Here is a 17,085-nt window from a genome sequence, read left to right as displayed (position 1 = left end):
CTTGTGTGTTCTCTCTCGTCCCGGTGGGCTGCCTTAGAGGTTGAAGGCGTCTTCCACCAGCTTGCGCTGCTGTTCGGTGTGCACGGACATGTAGCCCGCCGCGGGCGCCGCCGAGGCCGGTCGGCCGGCGAACTTGAGCTTGCCGCCCAGGCCCGTCTTGAGCTGCTCCGCCACGCTGCGCATGTGATGCTGACTGGAATACCATGCGCCCTGGTTGAGCGGCTCTTCCTGGCACCACACCATCTCGCTGGCGTTGGTGTAGGCCTGGATCGCCTCGAGGAGCTCGGCCTCGGGGAACGGATAGAGCTGCTCGAGGCGCAGGATGGCCACGTCGTCGCGAGCGTTCTCCTCGCGCCAGTTGGCCAGGTCGTAGTAGACCTTGCCGGCACACAGGATGATGCGCTCGACCTTCTCGGCGTCGCGCTTGCCCTGGTCGGGAAGTACCATCTGGAAGCTGCCGTTGGCCAGCTCATCGAGGCTTGAGATGGCCTCCTTGTGGCGCAGCAGGCTCTTCGGCGACATCACCACCAAGGGCTTTCTCAGCTTGCGGATCACTTGGCGGCGCAGCAGATGGAAGATCTGCGCCGGGGTGGTCGGCACGCAGACCTGCATGTTGTGCTCGGCGCACAGTTGCAGGAAGCGTTCCAGACGCGCCGAGGAGTGCTCGGGCCCCTGCCCCTCGTAGCCGTGCGGCAACAGCATGGTCAGGCCGCACAGTCGCTCCCACTTGGTCTCGCCTGAGGAGATGAACTGGTCGACCACCACCTGGGCACCGTTGAAGAAGTCGCCGAACTGCGCTTCCCAGATCACCAGGTCGTTGGGTGCCGTGGTGGAATAGCCATACTCGAACGCCAGCACGGCTTCCTCGGAGAGGAAGGAATCGTGGATGGTGAAGCACGGCTGACCATCGCTCAGGTGCTGCAGCGGCACATAGGTGCTGCCATCCTTCTGGTTGTGCACCACCGCGTGGCGGTGGGAGAAGGTGCCGCGCCCCACGTCCTGGCCGGTCAGGCGCACCGGATGCCCCTGATCGATCAGGGTGGCATAGGCCAGCGTCTCGGCGAAGCCCCAGTTGGTAGCCATGCCGCCGGCCTGCATCTTGCGACGGTCGTCGTAGATCTTGGCGACCTGGCGCTGCACCTCGATCCCGTCCGGGATGTCGCACATCTTCGCCGCCAGGTGCTGCAGGCGCTTCATGTCGAAGCTGGTGTCGGTGTGGCCGCTCCATTCGTGACCGAGATAGGGCTTCCAGTCGACGAACAGCGCGGTGTTGGGCTTCTGTACCAGGGCATTGGCCACGTGGTTGCCGGCGACCAGGTCGTCGCGGTATTTCTCCATCGTGGCCTTGGCATCGTCCTCGCTGATCAGCCCTTCCTTGACCAGACGCTGGGCGTACAGGGTGCGCGAAGAGGCATGATTCTTGATCTTGCTGTACATCATCGGCTGGGTGCCGGACGGCTCGTCGGCCTCGTTGTGGCCGCGACGGCGATAGCACACCAGGTCGATGACCACGTCCTTCTTGAACTGCTGACGATAGTCCAGTGCCACCTGGGTGGCATGCAGCACGGCGTCCGGATCGTCACCGTTGACGTGGAAGATCGGTGCCTGGACCATCTTGGCGATGTCGGTGCAGTACTCGGTGGAACGCGAGTCTTCAGGGTGCGAGGTGGTGAAACCGACCTGGTTGTTGATCACGATGTGCACCGTGCCGCCGGTCCGATAGGCACGGGTCTGGGACATCTGGAAGGTCTCCATGACCACGCCCTGGCCAGCGAAGGCCGCGTCACCATGGACGTTGATCGGCAGCACCTTGCCACCGTCGGCGTCGCTGCGGCGATCCTGACGGGCCCGCACCGAGCCCTCCACCACCGGAGCCACGATCTCCAGGTGCGAGGGGTTGAACGACAGTGCCAGGTGTACTTCGCCGCCCGGCGTCATGACGTTGGAGCTGAAGCCCTGGTGATACTTGACGTCGCCGGAGCCGCGTTCGACCACCTTCTTGCCATCGAACTCGTCGATCAGCTCGGAGGGGTTCTTGCCGAGGATGTTGACCAGCACGTTGAGGCGGCCGCGGTGGGCCATGCCGATTACCACTTCCTTGGTGCCGTAACCACCGGCACGCTGGATCAGCTCGTCCATCATCGGGATGAAGGACTCGCCGCCCTCCAGACCGAAGCGTTTGGTGCCCGGATACTTGGAGGCCAGGTAGCTCTCCAGGCCCTCGGCGGCGGTCAGCCGCTCGAAGACATGCTTGCGCACCTCTTCACTGAACTTGGGCTTGGAACGCACCGACTCGAAGCGCTGCTGCAGCCAGCGTTTCTCCTCGGTATCGACGATGTGCATGATCTCGCAGCCGATGCTGCGGCAGTAGGTCTGCTCCAGCGCCTCGACGATCTCCTTCAGCGGGGCCTTGTCGGCGCCGAGGAAGAACGAGCCCGTCTGGAACTCGGTGTCCAGATCGGCCTTGGAGAGCTGGTGGAAGGAGAGGTCGAGGTCGGGCACCGGGGTCGGGCTGCGCAGATCGAGGGGGTCGATATCGGCCTTCTGGTGCCCGCGGAAGCGGTAGGCGTTGATCAGCTGCAGCACCTTGACCTGCTTGCGACTCTCGTCGCTGCCGGAGGCGGCAGTAGCCTGGGCGGTACGGCGCTGACGGCCTAGCTGATAGAACTGTTCGCGGGTAGGAGCAAGTGGAACGTCGGGGGTGGCGCTGCCGTCGGGTCTCGGCAGTTGGTCGAAATACTGACGCCATTCGTCGGGAACGGCGGTGGGATCATCGAGGTACTGATCAAAGAGCGCTTCCACATAGTGAACATTGCTGCCACTGACATGGGAGGAGCGCCACATCAACTCCATTATGCCTTGTTGCATCTCTCGGTCACCCTGCACTGATGGGGTGGTATCGGCCGTCACGGCTCACCCGTGGCGACATCTTTGGTAGCCTGCCGGCGGGCGGACACCTTGTTCTCGATGGTCAAAAGCCGGTGCACGAGGCACCGGCTTCGACGTCTCACCGGGGGCCAGGCTGCGACAGCAAGTCGCAGCACGCGGCGTATGATAACAAGCCGGGGCCCACGATTTAAGTGGCATTCGCCAGCAGCATCTCGCGGATCTTGCCGATCGCGCGCGTGGGATTCAGCCCCTTGGGGCATACCGCCACGCAGTTCATGATGCCGCGGCAGCGGAACACGCTGAACGGATCCTCCAGCTCGGTCAGGCGCTCTCGGGTCGCCTCGTCACGGGAATCGGCCAGGAAGCGGTAGGCCTGCAGCAGGCCGGCCGGACCGACGAACTTGTCCGGATTCCACCAGAACGACGGGCAGGAGGTCGAGCAGCAGGCGCACAGGATGCACTCGTAGAGGCCGTCGAGCTTGTCGCGGTCCTCCGGTGACTGCAGGCGCTCGATGGCCGGCGCCGGGGTGTCGTTCTGCAGGTACGGCTGGATCCGCTCGTACTGCTTGTAGAACAGCCCCATGTCGACCACCAGATCGCGAATGACCGGCAGGCCGGGCAGCGGACGCAGGGTCAGCTTGCCCTTCTTGACCACGTCGGAGAGCGGCGTGATGCAGGCCAGGCCGTTCTTGCCATTCATGTTCATGCCGTCGGAACCACACACGCCCTCGCGGCAGCTGCGGCGGTAGGCCAACCCGTTGTCCTGCTCCTTCACCAGGTGCAGCACATCGAGCACCATCAGGTCGCGACCCTGGGTGTCGACCTGGAACTCCTCCATATAGGGAGCGGAGTCCGTTTCCGGGTTGTAGCGGTACAGGGATACCTGAAGATTGGACATCGTGACTCCCCTCAGTAGGTACGGACTTTCGGTTCGAACATGTCGACGGTCTTGGGCGCGAAGTTCACATCACGCTGGCCCAGGCGCTTCTCGGCCGGGAAGTACATGGAGTGCTTCAGCCAATTGACGTCGTCGCGATCCGGGTAGTCGTAGCGTGAGTGGGCACCACGGCTCTCCTTGCGCTCCAGGGCGGCGATGGCGGTGGCTTCGGCGACCTCCATCAGGTTGTCGAGCTCCAGCGCCTCGACGCGCGCGGTGTTGAAGGTGCTGGACTTGTCCGGCAGGTAAGCGTTGTCGATGCGCTCACGCAGCTCGGCCAGCTGCTGGACGCCCTTCTGCATGTTGTCCTCCTGGCGGAAGACGCCGAAGGCGTTCTGCATGATGTCCTGCAGCTCGCGCTTGAGCTCGGGCACGGTCTCGCCGCTCTCGGACTCGTTCCAGCGGTTGATGCGCTGCATGGCCGAGGCGACATCGGATTCGCTGGCCGCCAGATACTCGACGCCCTCGTTGAGCGCGCTCTCGATGAACATGCCGGCGGCGCGGCCGAACACCACCAGATCGAGCAGCGAGTTGCCGCCCAGGCGGTTGGCGCCGTGGACCGACACGCAGGCCGCCTCGCCCACGGCGAAGAGGCCGTTGACGATCTGGTCGTTGCCGTCGCGGTCCTGCATGATCGCTTGGCCGTGCACGTTGGTCGGCACGCCGCCCATCATGTAGTGGCAGGTCGGCACCACCGGAATCGGCTCCTTGGCCGGGTCCACGTGGGCGAAGGTCTTGGACAGCTCGACGATGCCCGGCAGGCGCTTGCCGAGGACTTCCTCGCCGAGATGGTCGAGCTTGAGGTAGACGTGGTCGCCGTTCTCGCCGCAGCCACGACCCTCGAGGATCTCCATGACCATGGAGCGTGCGACCACGTCGCGGCCCGCCAGGTCCTTGGCGTTGGGCGCATAGCGCTCCATGAAGCGCTCGCCGTCCTTGTTGATCAGGTAGCCACCCTCGCCGCGGCAGCCCTCGGTCACCAGGGTACCGGCGCCATAGATGCCGGTCGGGTGGAACTGCCACATCTCCATGTCCTGCATCGGGAAGCCGGCGCGCAGCGCCATGCCGATGCCATCGCCGGTGTTGATCAGGGCATTGGTGGTGGAGGCATAGATGCGACCTGAGCCGCCGGTGGCCAGCACGGTGGCCTTGGATTTGACGTGAACCACTTCGCCGGACTCGATGTCCATGGCAATGCAACCCACCACATCACCGTTGGCGTTCTTGACCAAGTCGATGGCGTACCACTCGTTCAGGAAAGTGGTATTGTTCTTCAAGTTGTTCTGGTAGAGCGTGTGCAGCAGGGCGTGACCGGTACGGTCGGCAGCGGCACAGGTACGGGCCGCCTGGCCGCCCTCGCCGAAGTTCTTGGACTGGCCGCCGAACGGGCGCTGATAGATGCGGCCGTTGTCGAAGCGGGAGAACGGCAACCCCATGTGCTCGAGCTCGAAGACCGCCTTCGGCCCCTCGGAACACATGTATTCCGCCGCATCCTGGTCAGCGATGTAGTCGCCGCCCTTGACGGTGTCGTACATGTGCCAGCGCCAGTCGTCATCGGGATCGGAGGAGGCGATGGCGCAGGTGATGCCGCCCTGGGCGGAAACGGTGTGCGAGCGGGTCGGGAAGACCTTGGACAGCACGGCGGTCTTCTTGCCGGACTTGGCCAGCTCGAGGGCGGCCCGCAGGCCGGAACCGCCACCGCCGATGATGATGGCGTCGAAGGTCAGGCTACGCATGTTGGACATGGATCAGGCTCCCCACAGGACTTGGATACCCCAGACCAGAAACACGAAGATGGCCAGGATGATGACGGTCTGGACGGCGATGCGAATGCCGGTCGGCTTGAGATAATCGGTAGTCACGGTCCACAGCCCCACCCAGGCATGGGCGGCCAGGGACACGAAAGCCAACAGCGAGAAGATGCGCATCCAGGTCTGAGTGAAGAGTCCGCTCCAGGTCGCGTAGTCGAGCCCCGGGTGAAACAGCAGATAACCGACGATGAAGAGAGAGTAGAGGGCCAGGATGATGGCCGAGACGCGCTGCACGAGCCAATCGGACAGCCCGCTGCGCCCAAAATTCGTGATGTTGGTTACCATACCCAGACTCCAGCCAGAATGATCAGGACTGCGCTCACCACCACGGTGATCTGTGCCTTCTTGACGCCGCCTTCGAGGGTCACGCCGATATCGATATCCATCAGCAGGTGCTTGATGCCGGCCACGAAGTGAAAGGCCAGCGCAGACAGCAATCCCCAGGCGATCAACTTGGCCAGGAAGTTGTGGGCCAGGGCATCATGCACCGCCACAAAGCCTTCGGGAGACGACAACGAGGCGTCGAGGGCCCAGAAGCCGAAGATCAGACCAATGAAGAGGATGACGCCGGTAATGCGGTGGGCGATCGACGTCAAGGCGGGGAGGGGGAACTGTATCGTGGACAGATCCAGATTTACGGGTCGTTTGCTATTCACGGCTCTCTACACACTCTCTTGGCCCGCAGTAGGCGCTCGGGCGAGGCCCGTCACGGGCGGTGGTTTCGGGAAGGGACTCGATCATGACGCGATGTCACGATCACCGTTTCCTGCCAGTCGCGCGACAAGATTATAGGGTTATGCCCACACCATGACAAATGACTCACGCACCGACTCGACCATGGTGGCAAACGACTCAGGGGCAAAAAAACACCGCCACGGCGTAAGTTATCACCTACAACCCCACCACTCCGATGGATCTTGCACGCAAATGGTGCAAAGCACCAACTCTGTTACAAACCCTGTACCTCATCCAAGGAATGCACAAGGCAAGGGTGGCGATCGATGAATTGACAATCGTGAAGACGCTTCTATAGTGGGCGAACCTTTTCGCCGGCAAGTTCTGCGAAATCACGCATTATCGCGCCACCATGAACTCGAGAGGAGGCCAGTTATGGCTGACAGGAAAGCAACGTTGACGGTAGAAGGTCTGGACAAGCCGATCGAGCTGCCGGTCTACTCGGGGAGCGCAGGACCGGATGTGATCGATGTCCGCAGCCTGGGCGCCGAAGGCCTCTTTACCTACGACCCCGGCTTCATGGCAACCTCCTCCTGCCAGTCCGCCATCACCTACATCGATGGCGGCAAAGGGGTGCTGCTACACCGCGGCTATCCCATCGAACAGCTGGCCAAGCACTCCGACTTCGTCGAGCTATGCTACCTGCTGATGTTCGGTCAGCTGCCCGACAAGGCCCAGTACAAGGACTTCGCCGGACGCGTGCGCGGCCACACCATGGTCCACGAACAGCTGGCCAACTTCTTCAAAGGCTTCCGTCGCGACGCCCACCCGATGTCGATCCTGTGTGGCGTGGTCGGTGGCCTGGCGGCGTTCTATCACGATCACCTTGACATCACCAAGCAGGAAGATCGCGAGATCAGCGCCATCCGCCTGATCGCCAAGATGCCGACCATCGCCGCCATGTCCTACAAGTACAACGTGGGCATGCCCTTCAACTACCCGCGCAACGACCTGAACTATGCAGAGAACTTCCTCTACATGATGTTCAGCAACCCGTGCGAGGACTACGAGATCAATCCGGTGTTCGCCAAGGCCATGGATCGCATCTTCATGCTCCATGCCGATCACGAGCAGAACGCCTCGACCTCCACGGTGCGCCTGGCAGGCTCCACCGGTGCCAATCCCTTCGCCTGCATCAGCGCCGGCATTGCCGCCCTATGGGGACCGGCTCACGGCGGCGCCAACGAGGCGGTGCTCAACATGCTGGACGAGATCGGCGACGACTCCGAAGAGAACATCCAGCGCTTCATCGACAAGGCCAAGGACAAGAACGATCCGTTCAAGCTGATGGGATTCGGCCACCGCGTCTACCGCAACTTCGACCCGCGCGCCAAGGTCATGAAGGAAACCTGCGACGAAGTCCTGGAGCAGCTGGGCATGGCCGACGATCCGCAGCTCAAGATCGCCAAGCGCCTGGAGCAGATTGCCTTGGAAGACGAGTACTTCATCGAACGCAAGCTGTACCCGAACGTCGACTTCTACTCCGGCATCATCCTCAAGGCCATGGGCATCCCGACCAACATGTTCACCGTGATTTTCGCGGTGTCCCGTACCATCGGCTGGATCTCCCACTGGCACGAGATGATCAGCGACAGCTACAAGATCAGCCGTCCGCGCCAGCTCTACGTGGGCCACACTCAGCGCGACTATCCCGCCGAGTGAACCGGCGTCATTGATCCCACGACGACGAAGGCCGCCCACCGGGCGGCCTTCGTCGTTGAGAGCCTTGGCTGCTTGCCACCTCCCCCACCTTCCACCACTCTCCGACACATCGAACCTATACCGCCCCCCCCCCTGGAAGAGCCTTCTGAGCGCCTTTCAGGGCTCGGGCGACAGATCCCCCAGGCTTGCCCATTACCACCCTGTCTGCAGCCCCGAGGACCGTATCGACGGCCGATCGGGCCCGACGATTCCCCACTGTCATCCCACTGACCTCATTCCGAAGCGTTTTCCACACATTCTGTGGATAACCCTGTTCAAAACCCCTAGAGAAACGCCTCAAATCGCCATGGACAGCGGGTCGCACTCAGATTGATCAATTTTTGATCTAATACAACTCATTGATTTTAAAGAACTAATCAACGAACCCCATAACCACGGGGCTAGGAAGCGAGCCTGTGCACAGAACGCGGGGAAGGAACGGCCAACGTGGACAAGTCAAGGCCCGAGATGGCCTATCTTGGGTACAAAAGCACGAGAATGCGGCATGCTCAGCGCGCCAGAAGCTCGCGCGGCGAACACAAAAAAAAGACGCCATCGGCGTCCGGATATACAGGAAAGGATGGCGTCCCATAGGGGGTTCGAACCCCTGTTACCGCCGTGAAAGGGCGGTGTCCTAGACCACTAGACGAATGGGACGCTGCATCTTCGAATCGAGAAGGTGGTGGAGCCTAGCGGGATCGAACCGCTGACCTCAACACTGCCAGTGTTGCGCTCTCCCAGCTGAGCTAAGGCCCCGCATCTCGTGAAGACGGGACGTATAGTACTGATTCGCCCGGGGTTCGTCAACACTTTTTCGAAGAGAAGAGCGAAGGAGGAAGTGGGAAGACTGGGGCCGCGGCCGCCCCGTCTCCTTCTTCAAGCGGCGCAGCCGCGTCTTACAGCTCCCGGTATTCCTTCTCGAACCGCTTGGCCTGCTTCTTGGACACGCCACCCAGCACCGCGATGGCATGGCGCAGGCGCGCGCGGGTCATGTCGGAGCCGAGGATCGCCATGGCGTCCATCACCGAGGTGCTGGACGCCGAACCGGTGATGGCAATGAACACCGGCGCCAGGAAGTCCTTCATCTTGAGCTCGAAGTGTGCAGCCAGCGCCTTGACCTCGTCGAGCAGGGCTTCCTTGTGCCAGGTCGGCACCGTCTCGAGGCGCCACGTCAGAAACTGCAGCAGCTTCACCAAGTCTTCGCGGCCCAGCTTGACCGCATCGAAGTCGCCTTCCTCGATCGCCGGCATGCCGGAGAAGAAGTGGCCCGCCAGAGGCATGACATCGGACAGCGTCTCCACCCGCGGACGGATCTGGGGAAGGATCTGGCGGACATAGTCCTCGTTGAAAGCCCAGTCGCGAAGCGCCGTGAGGAAAGCATCGTCGTCCAGATCCTCGCGAATGTAGAGACCATTGAGCCAGCTCAGCTTCTGCAGGTCGAACACCGGCCCGCCCAGCGAGACCCGCTGCACGTCGAAGTGGCTCATCATCTCGTCGAGGGTGAATTTTTCCCGCTCGTCCGGCATCGACCACCCCATGCGCCCCAGGTAGTTGGTCACCGCCTGCGGCAGGAACCCCATGCGCCGGTAGTAGTTGATCGAGGTCGGATTCTTGCGCTTGGAGAGCTTCGACTTGTCCGGGTTGCGCAGAAGCGGCATATGGCACAGCGCCGGCATCGGCCAGCCGAAGTATTCATATAGAAGCTGATGCTTGGGCGCGGAGTTGATCCACTCCTCGCCGCGCAGCACATGGGTGATGCCCATCAGATGGTCATCGACCACGTTGGCCAGGTGATAGGTCGGCATGCCGTCCGACTTGAGCAGGATCTGCGCGTCCACCTGAGCCCAGTCGACCTCGATGGTCCCGCGCAGCATGTCCTCGACCACGCAGGTCCCGCTGGCCGGTACCTGCATGCGCACCACGTAGGGCCAGCCCTCACGCTCACGGCGTGCAACCTCTTCCTCGGGCAGCGCCAGATCGGCCGGCTTCAGCGCCAGATGCAGTCCGGCAGCCTTGCGCGTTTCGCGCAGTTTGTCGAGCTCCTCGCTAGTGCGGTAGCACTTGAAGGCATGACCGGACTCGATCAGCTTGCGCGCATGCTCGGCGTAGATATCGCCGCGCTCGCTCTGCCGGTAGGGGCCGTGCGGACCGCCCACATCGGGGCCCTCATCCCACTCCAGGCCGAGCCAGCGCAGGGAATCGAGAATCATCTGCTCGGACTCCGCGGTCGAACGTACCCGGTCGGTGTCCTCGATACGCAGAATGAACTCACCGCCGTGTTGACGAGCGAAGCACAGATTGAACAAAGCGATATAAGCGGTGCCCACATGGGGATCACCGGTGGGAGACGGCGCGATACGAGTACGTACGGTCATGTCGTCCTTGGTCCAGTCGAGAGAATGAGGCCCTGGGCGCTGTCGCCAGCGCGGCACGAAAAGGCCGAGACGCTCGCTCGATGGGACAGGCACCTGACCAGGGCGGATGGACGCATTATACGCACCTCGCGCCAAGGCAGCAGCCGTGGTATGGAATCATTGACGCCCCAGGCGGTCCACAGCACACCCTCAGCAAAGGCACGACAGCGATGCTTGCTCAACTGCCGAATGACTTCAACGCCCTGGTGGCCGGAGCCTCAGGCGGGATCGGCTCGGCCCTGGTCGATGCACTGCTGGCCACCCCCAGGCTTGGGCGCCTGTATGCCGTCAGCCGGAATGAGGTGCGACGAGATGACCCACGACTGAGCGCTCTGCCCCTGGACCTGACCGAGCCTGAGGGGTTGGAGGCACTCAGCAACGCCCTCCCCGACCGGCCGCTGCACCTGGTGATCAACACCCTCGGCCTGTTGCACGACGAGGCGAGCGGTATCTTCCCGGAAAAGAAACTGGGCGAGCTCGATGGCGACGCCCTAGCCCGCTTGTTTCACGTCAACGCCACGACTCCGGCACTGCTGCTCCAGACGCTGGAGCCCGCGCTCAAGGGCCATCACCCGGTGCTGATCGGCAGCCTATCGGCCCGGGTCGGCTCGATCGGCGACAACCGGCTCGGCGGCTGGTACGCCTACCGCGCCAGCAAGGCCGCCCATAACATGTTGATGAAGACCGCCGCTGTCGAGCTCCGCCGCCTCAATCCCAACGCCGTGGTGATCTGCCTGCATCCCGGCACCACCGACACCGCCCTGTCGGCTCCCTTTCAAGCCAGAGTTCCCGAGGGCAAGCTATTCTCGCCGACCTTCGTCGCCGAGCGTTTACTGATCGTACTGGGAGAACGACGGCCTGCGGACAGCGGCGGCTTCCTGGACTGGAACGATGTCCCCATTCCATGGTGATAAAGTCTCGAGACCGCGGTCATAACGTTGATGCGCGCTATTGCACAGTCTAGAGCAATAACGGACCATTCCATCCTTCTAGACGACCTCAGACAGGACGACGTTAATGGAAACACTCGGCCCTCGGATCAAGCATCTCCGGCTGGAGGCCAAACTCAACAAGGCCGCCCTCGCCCGCCGGGTCGGCGTCTCGGACGTCACCATTTCGTATTGGGAGTCCGGGGCCATCAAACAGATCGGCCATGAGCGCCTGGTCGCCCTGGCCGCCGCCCTCAACTGTCCACTGTCTGCCCTGCTCGATGACGAGGGTACGCGTCCTTCACCGCTGTTCTTGAAGGCTGATGCTTCGCCTCCCTGGACGACACCCGATGCCAAGGGCATCGAACTGCCCATCGAGCTCACCCCGGGGCAGCGCTGGGATGGAGACTGCCACCTGGTCACACCGGCCCCGGGAGAATGCTTCGATTATCTCGGCGCCGGCGATCTGGCGGCCATTGCCCCTACCGAGATATTTCGGCAACCCGGCCTCTACCTAATTGAAGAAGCCGGCCGCCTGGCACTGCGACGGGTACAGCAGGATGCCAAGGGTGCCCTGACCTTCCAACGCCAGGACGATGGCAGCCCCGCGCCCTACACCCCGGACTGCCGATTGCTGGGCAAGATCGTCTCGCTGTGGCGTCACGAAGCACTGTGAACGCCCTGCATGTTCAGTCCAATTCCATGACCTCGACCTGGTCGGTGGTATGTCGCGTCCGAGTGCCCACCAGGAAACGCTGAGTGGCACTGACCACCTGCCCCAGCCCATGACGCGATGCCTCGACCAGAGGGCCCCGCAGGTTCTCCCCCTGCTCACCCAACCGCGCCCGAACCCTTGGCGGCTGAACCTGGGCGGGTGGCATGTTCACAGTGATGCGATAATCTCCGTCGGGCAGACCGCTCCCGGGGCCAAAGGGCCCAGCGGAGAAAGCCCCGGCCAAGACGGTGGTTCGCTCCTGCCAACGCACACCGCTGACTTCTCGCTCCACCAACACCTGAAGGCGGGTGTCATCCGGCAGATTGGTGGTGCCCTCCACCACCAGCCGACGATCGCTACGTAGACGGGCCGATACCTCGATGACCACGACGGCATCGAAGGGGGGAACCTCGGCGGTAGGCGTAGTTTCGGCGGCCGACTCTGGTTGAGCCACGCCGCCGATCCTCTCGTCGGGCGGCGGCGAGTCCTCCTCGCTGCTGCCGCATCCGGACAGCAACGCCACCAGAACGATCCACAGAATGCCGCGACGCCATGCCCTCATGCCTGTCCTCCATGCCCTGGGATGCCTCGCCAGCCTACCATCACAGCAACGGACTCGCGCCCTTCAGTCACCGCGACACTCCCGGCATAGCGTGGCATGCGGCACCGCGGCCAGCCGCCCCGCATCGATCACGTCACCGCACCGTTCGCAGATCTCTCCCCTGCCCTCGCGAATCCGTGCCAAGGCATGGCGCACCTGGGCCAGTTCATCCTCGGCTTCCGCTTCCAGCGACGCCACCACCTCGTCATCGCGTGTCTCCAAGGACTGATCCTCCATGTCCTTGTCCACCGGACCGCCCAGATGCTGACGATGGGCCCGATAGTGCTCCAGGCGCTCCTTGAGCTCATCCCGGAGCCGTTCCAGTTCGACCTTGCGATCGTCGCTCATCGCCATCTCTCCTTTCATCTCCTGGCCTACCGTTCCTAGCCAACTTCCAGGGCACGATACCCGGACGTCGTCAGCTCGATCCGACGTACGCACCTCTCGTCATCGCGTTCGACCTTGATCAAGCCAGCTGCTTCCAGGGCCGCAATATCGTCCAGGATCAGAGGCTCGTGCGAATCCTCACCGGCATGACCGAAAGGCGCGCCCAACACGCCGCCATGCTGCAGCACCCGAGCCAGCAGCTCGCGTTGTGTGTCGTCGAGATCATGCGCGTCCATTGGCTGCTCTCCTGCTCACTCCGCCATTGCGGTACTCCCTGCAGTATGGACGAGATCGTCAGCGACACGATTCACGCTGATAGCCCACTCGCAACCGACTCCGAGGCTGTTAGAATACGCGCCACTCCGCCCGACCTCCGTGATACCGATGACCGACCTCGACCGCACCTTCTCAGTCGCCCCGATGATGGATTGGACGACCCGGGACTACCGCGCCTTCGCGCGGACACTGACCCGACGCGCCCTGCTCTATACCGAGATGGTGACCACCGGCGCCATTCTCCATGGCAGTCCGCGGGAGCGTTTCCTCGGCTACGATGCCGTCGAGCACCCGTTGGCCCTGCAGTTGGGCGGCAGCGACGCCGGCGAGTTGGCGGAGTGTGCCGCAATCGCCGAGCAATGGGGCTATGACGAGGTCAACCTCAACGTTGGCTGCCCCAGCGACCGCGTCCAGAACAACCTGATCGGCGCCTGCCTGATGGCCCACCCGGAAAAGGTGGCCGCGGCGGTAGCGGCCATGCGCGAGGCAGTATCAATCCCTGTCACCGTGAAGTGTCGTATCGGCATCGACGACCAGGATGAGGATGCCGATCTGGCCCACTTCATCGAGCGGGTGGCCGATGCCGGCTGCGAGGTATTCATCGTCCACGCGCGCAAGGCCTGGCTCGAGGGGCTCTCTCCCAAGGAGAACCGCGATATTCCGCCGCTCAACTATCCGCGCGTCCACCGGCTGAAGGCTAGCCGTCCAGAGCTGCATATCGGCATCAACGGTGGGATCAAGACCCTGAGCGAGTGTCAGGCACAGCTCGAGCACGTCGATAGCGTTATGATCGGCCGCGAGGCCTACCAGAATCCCTGGCTGCTGGCCGAGGTGGACCAACGACTTTACGGTGAGCCCGGCCCGGCGGCGAACCGCCACGCCGCCGCCGAAGCCCTGCGTCCCTACATGGCCCGACGCCTCGAAGAAGGCGCCAAGCTCAATCACCTCACCCGCCACCTGCTCGGCCTCTTCCAGGGCTGTCCCGGCGGGCGCAAGTTCCGTCGCCACCTGTCGGAGAATGCCCACCGGCCGGGCGCTGGCCTAGCGGTATTCGACGATGCCCTGGGCCTGGTCCCCGAGCCGGCACTGGATCAGGCCCTGGTCGGCTGACTCAGTACAGCGGATCAGGCGGTGGTTCGAGGGTCGACTGGAAGCTCTCGACGGCATTTTCAGCCTCCTCGATGGCATCGAAGCGGGCGATGTGGAACAGTGCCTCGCCCTCGTTGGCCAACGGTAGCCGACTCATGCCGATAACGATCCCGTCGGCCACGGCTCGCACCTCACCTTCGGCGTTACCGAAGGGATCGGCAACCCGCCCCAGCAGTTCCCCCTGGGCCACACGGGCCCCCAGCCGTACCTGCGGCCGGAGGATGCCGTCGATGGGCGCCCTCGCCCAGCTCGAGCCGTTGGCCACCTCAGCGGCAGGCGGCGAACGGCGGCGATGCTCGCCGCTCAGCATGCCCAGCCGGCGCATCACGCGCAGCACACCGCGCACCCCAGGCGTAATCGCCCACTCATCGAAGCGCAACGCCTCACCGGCCTCGTAGGTCAGCACCGGGATGTCGTGCGTCTCGGCATAGTGGCGCAGGCTACCTTCGCGCAGGTCCGCATTGAGGATCACCGGGGCCCCGAAGGCATCGGCCATGCGCTCGGTCTCGCTGCCGGGGCGCAGCTGGGCCCGGATCTGCGGCAGGTTGGTACGATGCAACGCACCGGTATGCAGGTCGATGACATGGGTGGCCTGATCGACGATCTGCTGACGGAACAGCGCCGCCACGCGACTGCCCAGCGACCCCGACTCGCTGCCCGGAAAGCAGCGGTTCAGGTCACGCCGATCGGGCAGGTAGCGGCTGTGCTGGACGAAGCCGAAGACATTGACGATGGGCACCGCGATCAGGGTGCCCCGCAACCGCTGAATCTGCCGCGAGCGCAGGAGCCGGCGGACGATCTCGACGCCGTTGATCTCGTCGCCGTGAATGCCGCCACAGACCAGGATCACCGGTCCCGGCTGACGTCCGTGGACCACCTCCACCGGGATATGCAGAGGCGCATGCGTGTAGAGCCGAGCCACCGGCACATCGATCTGGCTACGTGACCCCGGGGCCACACGCACGCCGGCGAGTTCGAAAGGGGCACGAGCCATGGGCAACCTCCTGCAGGAAACGGTAGTCACGCATATTCCCGCATCCCCCAGCGCATCACAAGGCATCCCGAACGAGCATGCATTCACTCATGAATGTAAAGCGGCGCGTCGCTTAGGTAGAATGGAGTCGCACCCTACCGGAGTCGATCACCACCATGGCCAGACGCACCAAGGCCGAAGCCGAAGCCACCCGAGTCGCCCTGCTGGATGCCGCCGAAGAGGTATTCTTCGACAAGGGCGTCGCTCGCACCTCGCTGGAGCAGATCGCCCGCCACGCCGGCATGACTCGTGGCGCCGTCTATTGGCACTTCCGCAACAAGGCCGATCTCTTCCGCGCCATGCTCGATCGTGTCCGCATGCCGTTCGAGGAGCTGGTAGGAGAAACTGATATCGGCGATGCCACCCCGCTGGATACCATGCGGCTAGGCTGTCGACAGGGCTTCAAGCGCCTGGAACAGCCGCAGCACCGTCGGGTCCACGCCATCTTGCTGCACCGCTGTGAGTTCTTCAGCGACATCGACCCTCAGGCCATGCAGGCCGAGATGGCCGGCGAGTGCCTGGACGCCCTGCTTGGCTACTTCACCGCCGCCCGCGACCAGGGCCTGCTGCGCGACGACGTCAGCCCCGAATTGGCCACCCAGCTCCTGCAGGCGGTACTGAGTGGCCTCTTTCACGACTGGCTGCGTGACAGCGAGGCTTTTTCCCTCCTCGAGCGAGGTTCGCAACTGGTCGACGCCCAGCTGCGCCTGCTCGGCCGAGACAATGCCTCATCCTGAAGGCGTCGAGCCGTTGTGGCCGCCATGCCCCTGGTGGTCGGAGCGCGCGTGGCGCTCCAGCAAATGCAGGCGCATCAGCCGCGTGCGCGCATCCAGGTAATCCTGCTCCGGCACCGACCGGTAGGCCTCCTGCCCCGCCAGATACTTGACCAGGATGCGCGTCTCGCCTGCCTGCGGCAGGTTGCCCGCCTTGCCCAGCAGCTTGACCTCGCGACCGGGGTCGTCATCCAGCACGGCGGTCGCCGCCTCATCATCCACTCGGGTGACCCGCACCCGCTCGCCGAGCAGGCAGCGGCGCGATAGGTTCGGGTGGCAGTGCAGACGCCGGTGCAGCCGGCGACAGAGGCCGGCCGCCAGCGGCGAGGCCAGCGCGAAAGCGGCCCAGATGACCCCCACCCCGACGGGAATGCGGAAGAATCCCAGCGGTAGCCACTGCAGCACCGCCAGCTCGACGACCAGGGTCAGTGCCGCGGCCAGCACCACCAGCGAGCTCAATGCCACCGAGGCCGGGACGCCGGCGAATCCCAACGACACCAGGGCGCTGGCCAGATTGTCATCGCGCAGGCTGTCGTGCTCGAACAGTTCGGTCGGCGCCAGCCGCAGCATCACCAGCAACCAATATACGGCCAATAGTGCCAGCAGCACCGTGAAGACGATCAGGGGGAAACTCAGGGCAAGCGAGACAGTGGCGTTCATGGCGGCTCCTTGGGCCGGCCCGTTAGCCGGCAAAGCGTTCCGTGGCTTTGCCTTCAGCGTAGCCGAGTGATCCGT

General features: G+C 63.6%; 16 protein-coding genes and 2 tRNA genes. 5 read left to right on the top strand and 13 right to left on the bottom strand.

Going from position 1 to position 17,085, the window contains the following annotated elements; translation table 11 throughout:
- Positions 1–33 precede the first annotated feature (33 nt).
- The 5 genes from ACGTN6_RS00395 to sdhC all read right to left on the bottom strand — a co-directional run bounded on the left by ACGTN6_RS00395 (position 34) and on the right by sdhC (position 6,293).
- Complete coding sequence (locus ACGTN6_RS00395) at positions 34–2,868, bottom strand: 2-oxoglutarate dehydrogenase E1 component (RefSeq protein WP_394589261.1); 2,835 nt, start codon at positions 2,866–2,868, stop codon at positions 34–36.
- Positions 2,869–3,076: 208 nt separating this feature from the next.
- The gene (locus tag ACGTN6_RS00390) at positions 3,077–3,787 is read right to left on the bottom strand and encodes a succinate dehydrogenase iron-sulfur subunit (RefSeq protein WP_394589260.1); all 711 of its coding nucleotides are present in this window, start codon (positions 3,785–3,787) and stop codon (positions 3,077–3,079) included.
- A gap of 11 nt (positions 3,788–3,798) precedes the next feature.
- A complete protein-coding gene (gene sdhA / locus ACGTN6_RS00385; protein WP_394589259.1) occupies positions 3,799–5,571 on the bottom strand; it encodes a succinate dehydrogenase flavoprotein subunit in 1,773 nt (590 codons plus the stop codon).
- Positions 5,572–5,574: 3 nt separating this feature from the next.
- Complete coding sequence (sdhD, locus tag ACGTN6_RS00380) at positions 5,575–5,922, bottom strand: succinate dehydrogenase, hydrophobic membrane anchor protein (protein WP_394589258.1); 348 nt, start codon at positions 5,920–5,922, stop codon at positions 5,575–5,577.
- Positions 5,916–6,293, bottom strand: a complete 378-nt coding sequence (gene sdhC, locus ACGTN6_RS00375; protein ID WP_394589257.1) for a succinate dehydrogenase, cytochrome b556 subunit — start codon at positions 6,291–6,293, stop codon at positions 5,916–5,918. The genes sdhD and sdhC overlap by 7 nt, the downstream gene beginning before the upstream one ends.
- A 454-nt stretch (positions 6,294–6,747) precedes the next feature.
- Here sdhC and gltA point away from each other — a divergent pair, with 454 nt between their 5' ends.
- Positions 6,748–8,034, top strand: coding sequence for a citrate synthase (gltA, locus tag ACGTN6_RS00370; protein ID WP_394589256.1), 1,287 nt, complete (start codon positions 6,748–6,750; stop codon positions 8,032–8,034).
- A gap of 620 nt (positions 8,035–8,654) precedes the next feature.
- Here the strand turns inward: gltA and ACGTN6_RS00365 are convergent.
- From ACGTN6_RS00365 to gltX, 3 genes are all read right to left on the bottom strand, one after another.
- Positions 8,655–8,730: transfer RNA gene (locus ACGTN6_RS00365), tRNA-Glu, on the bottom strand.
- Between the two features lie 23 nt (positions 8,731–8,753).
- Positions 8,754–8,829: transfer RNA gene (locus tag ACGTN6_RS00360), tRNA-Ala, on the bottom strand.
- Between the two features lie 140 nt (positions 8,830–8,969).
- Complete coding sequence (gene gltX / locus ACGTN6_RS00355) at positions 8,970–10,448, bottom strand: glutamate--tRNA ligase (RefSeq protein ID WP_394589255.1); 1,479 nt, start codon at positions 10,446–10,448, stop codon at positions 8,970–8,972.
- Between the two features lie 209 nt (positions 10,449–10,657).
- On the opposite strand from gltX, the gene ACGTN6_RS00350 reads away from it, so the two are divergent.
- Positions 10,658–11,398 (top strand): SDR family NAD(P)-dependent oxidoreductase, encoded by a 741-nt coding sequence (locus tag ACGTN6_RS00350; protein WP_394589254.1) that lies wholly within the window; start codon positions 10,658–10,660, stop codon positions 11,396–11,398.
- Positions 11,399–11,504: 106 nt separating this feature from the next.
- Positions 11,505–12,092: a helix-turn-helix domain-containing protein gene (locus tag ACGTN6_RS00345; RefSeq protein ID WP_394589253.1), complete on the top strand. Its 588-nt coding sequence runs from the start codon at positions 11,505–11,507 to the stop codon at positions 12,090–12,092.
- A 13-nt stretch (positions 12,093–12,105) separates the two neighbouring features.
- Here the strand turns inward: ACGTN6_RS00345 and ACGTN6_RS00340 are convergent, their stop codons facing one another.
- The 3 genes from ACGTN6_RS00340 to ACGTN6_RS00330 all read right to left on the bottom strand — a co-directional run bounded on the left by ACGTN6_RS00340 (position 12,106) and on the right by ACGTN6_RS00330 (position 13,355).
- On the bottom strand, positions 12,106–12,693 hold the full coding sequence (locus tag ACGTN6_RS00340) for a hypothetical protein (RefSeq protein ID WP_394589252.1): 588 nt from the start codon (positions 12,691–12,693) through the stop codon (positions 12,106–12,108).
- A 63-nt stretch (positions 12,694–12,756) separates the two neighbouring features.
- A complete protein-coding gene (locus tag ACGTN6_RS00335) occupies positions 12,757–13,080 on the bottom strand; it encodes a TraR/DksA family transcriptional regulator (protein ID WP_394589251.1) in 324 nt (107 codons plus the stop codon).
- 35 nt (positions 13,081–13,115) lie between these two features.
- Positions 13,116–13,355: a hypothetical protein gene (locus ACGTN6_RS00330; protein ID WP_394589250.1), complete on the bottom strand. Its 240-nt coding sequence runs from the start codon at positions 13,353–13,355 to the stop codon at positions 13,116–13,118.
- Positions 13,356–13,503: 148 nt separating this feature from the next.
- On the opposite strand from ACGTN6_RS00330, the gene dusA reads away from it, so the two are divergent.
- Entirely contained in the window at positions 13,504–14,505 is a 1,002-nt protein-coding gene (dusA, locus tag ACGTN6_RS00325; RefSeq protein WP_394589249.1) for a tRNA dihydrouridine(20/20a) synthase DusA, read from the top strand.
- A 1-nt stretch (position 14,506) separates the two neighbouring features.
- Here dusA and ACGTN6_RS00320 read toward each other — a convergent pair whose 3' ends face one another.
- Entirely contained in the window at positions 14,507–15,538 is a 1,032-nt protein-coding gene (locus ACGTN6_RS00320; RefSeq protein ID WP_183387640.1) for a succinylglutamate desuccinylase/aspartoacylase family protein, read from the bottom strand.
- Positions 15,539–15,693: 155 nt separating this feature from the next.
- Here ACGTN6_RS00320 and ACGTN6_RS00315 point away from each other — a divergent pair, with 155 nt between their 5' ends.
- Positions 15,694–16,314: a TetR family transcriptional regulator gene (locus tag ACGTN6_RS00315; protein ID WP_394589248.1), complete on the top strand. Its 621-nt coding sequence runs from the start codon at positions 15,694–15,696 to the stop codon at positions 16,312–16,314.
- Here the strand turns inward: ACGTN6_RS00315 and ACGTN6_RS00310 are convergent.
- On the bottom strand, positions 16,306–17,010 hold the full coding sequence (locus ACGTN6_RS00310) for a hypothetical protein (RefSeq protein ID WP_394589247.1): 705 nt from the start codon (positions 17,008–17,010) through the stop codon (positions 16,306–16,308). The two genes, ACGTN6_RS00315 and ACGTN6_RS00310, sit on opposite strands and share 9 nt — an antisense overlap.
- Between the last annotated feature and the right edge of the window lie 75 nt (positions 17,011–17,085).

It is taken from the genome of Halomonas sp. B23F22_20 (assembly GCF_043496985.1).
In the GTDB taxonomy this organism is placed as follows: Bacteria; Pseudomonadota; Gammaproteobacteria; order Pseudomonadales; family Halomonadaceae; genus Halomonas.
This window is presented reverse-complemented; position numbering and strand designations above follow the sequence as displayed.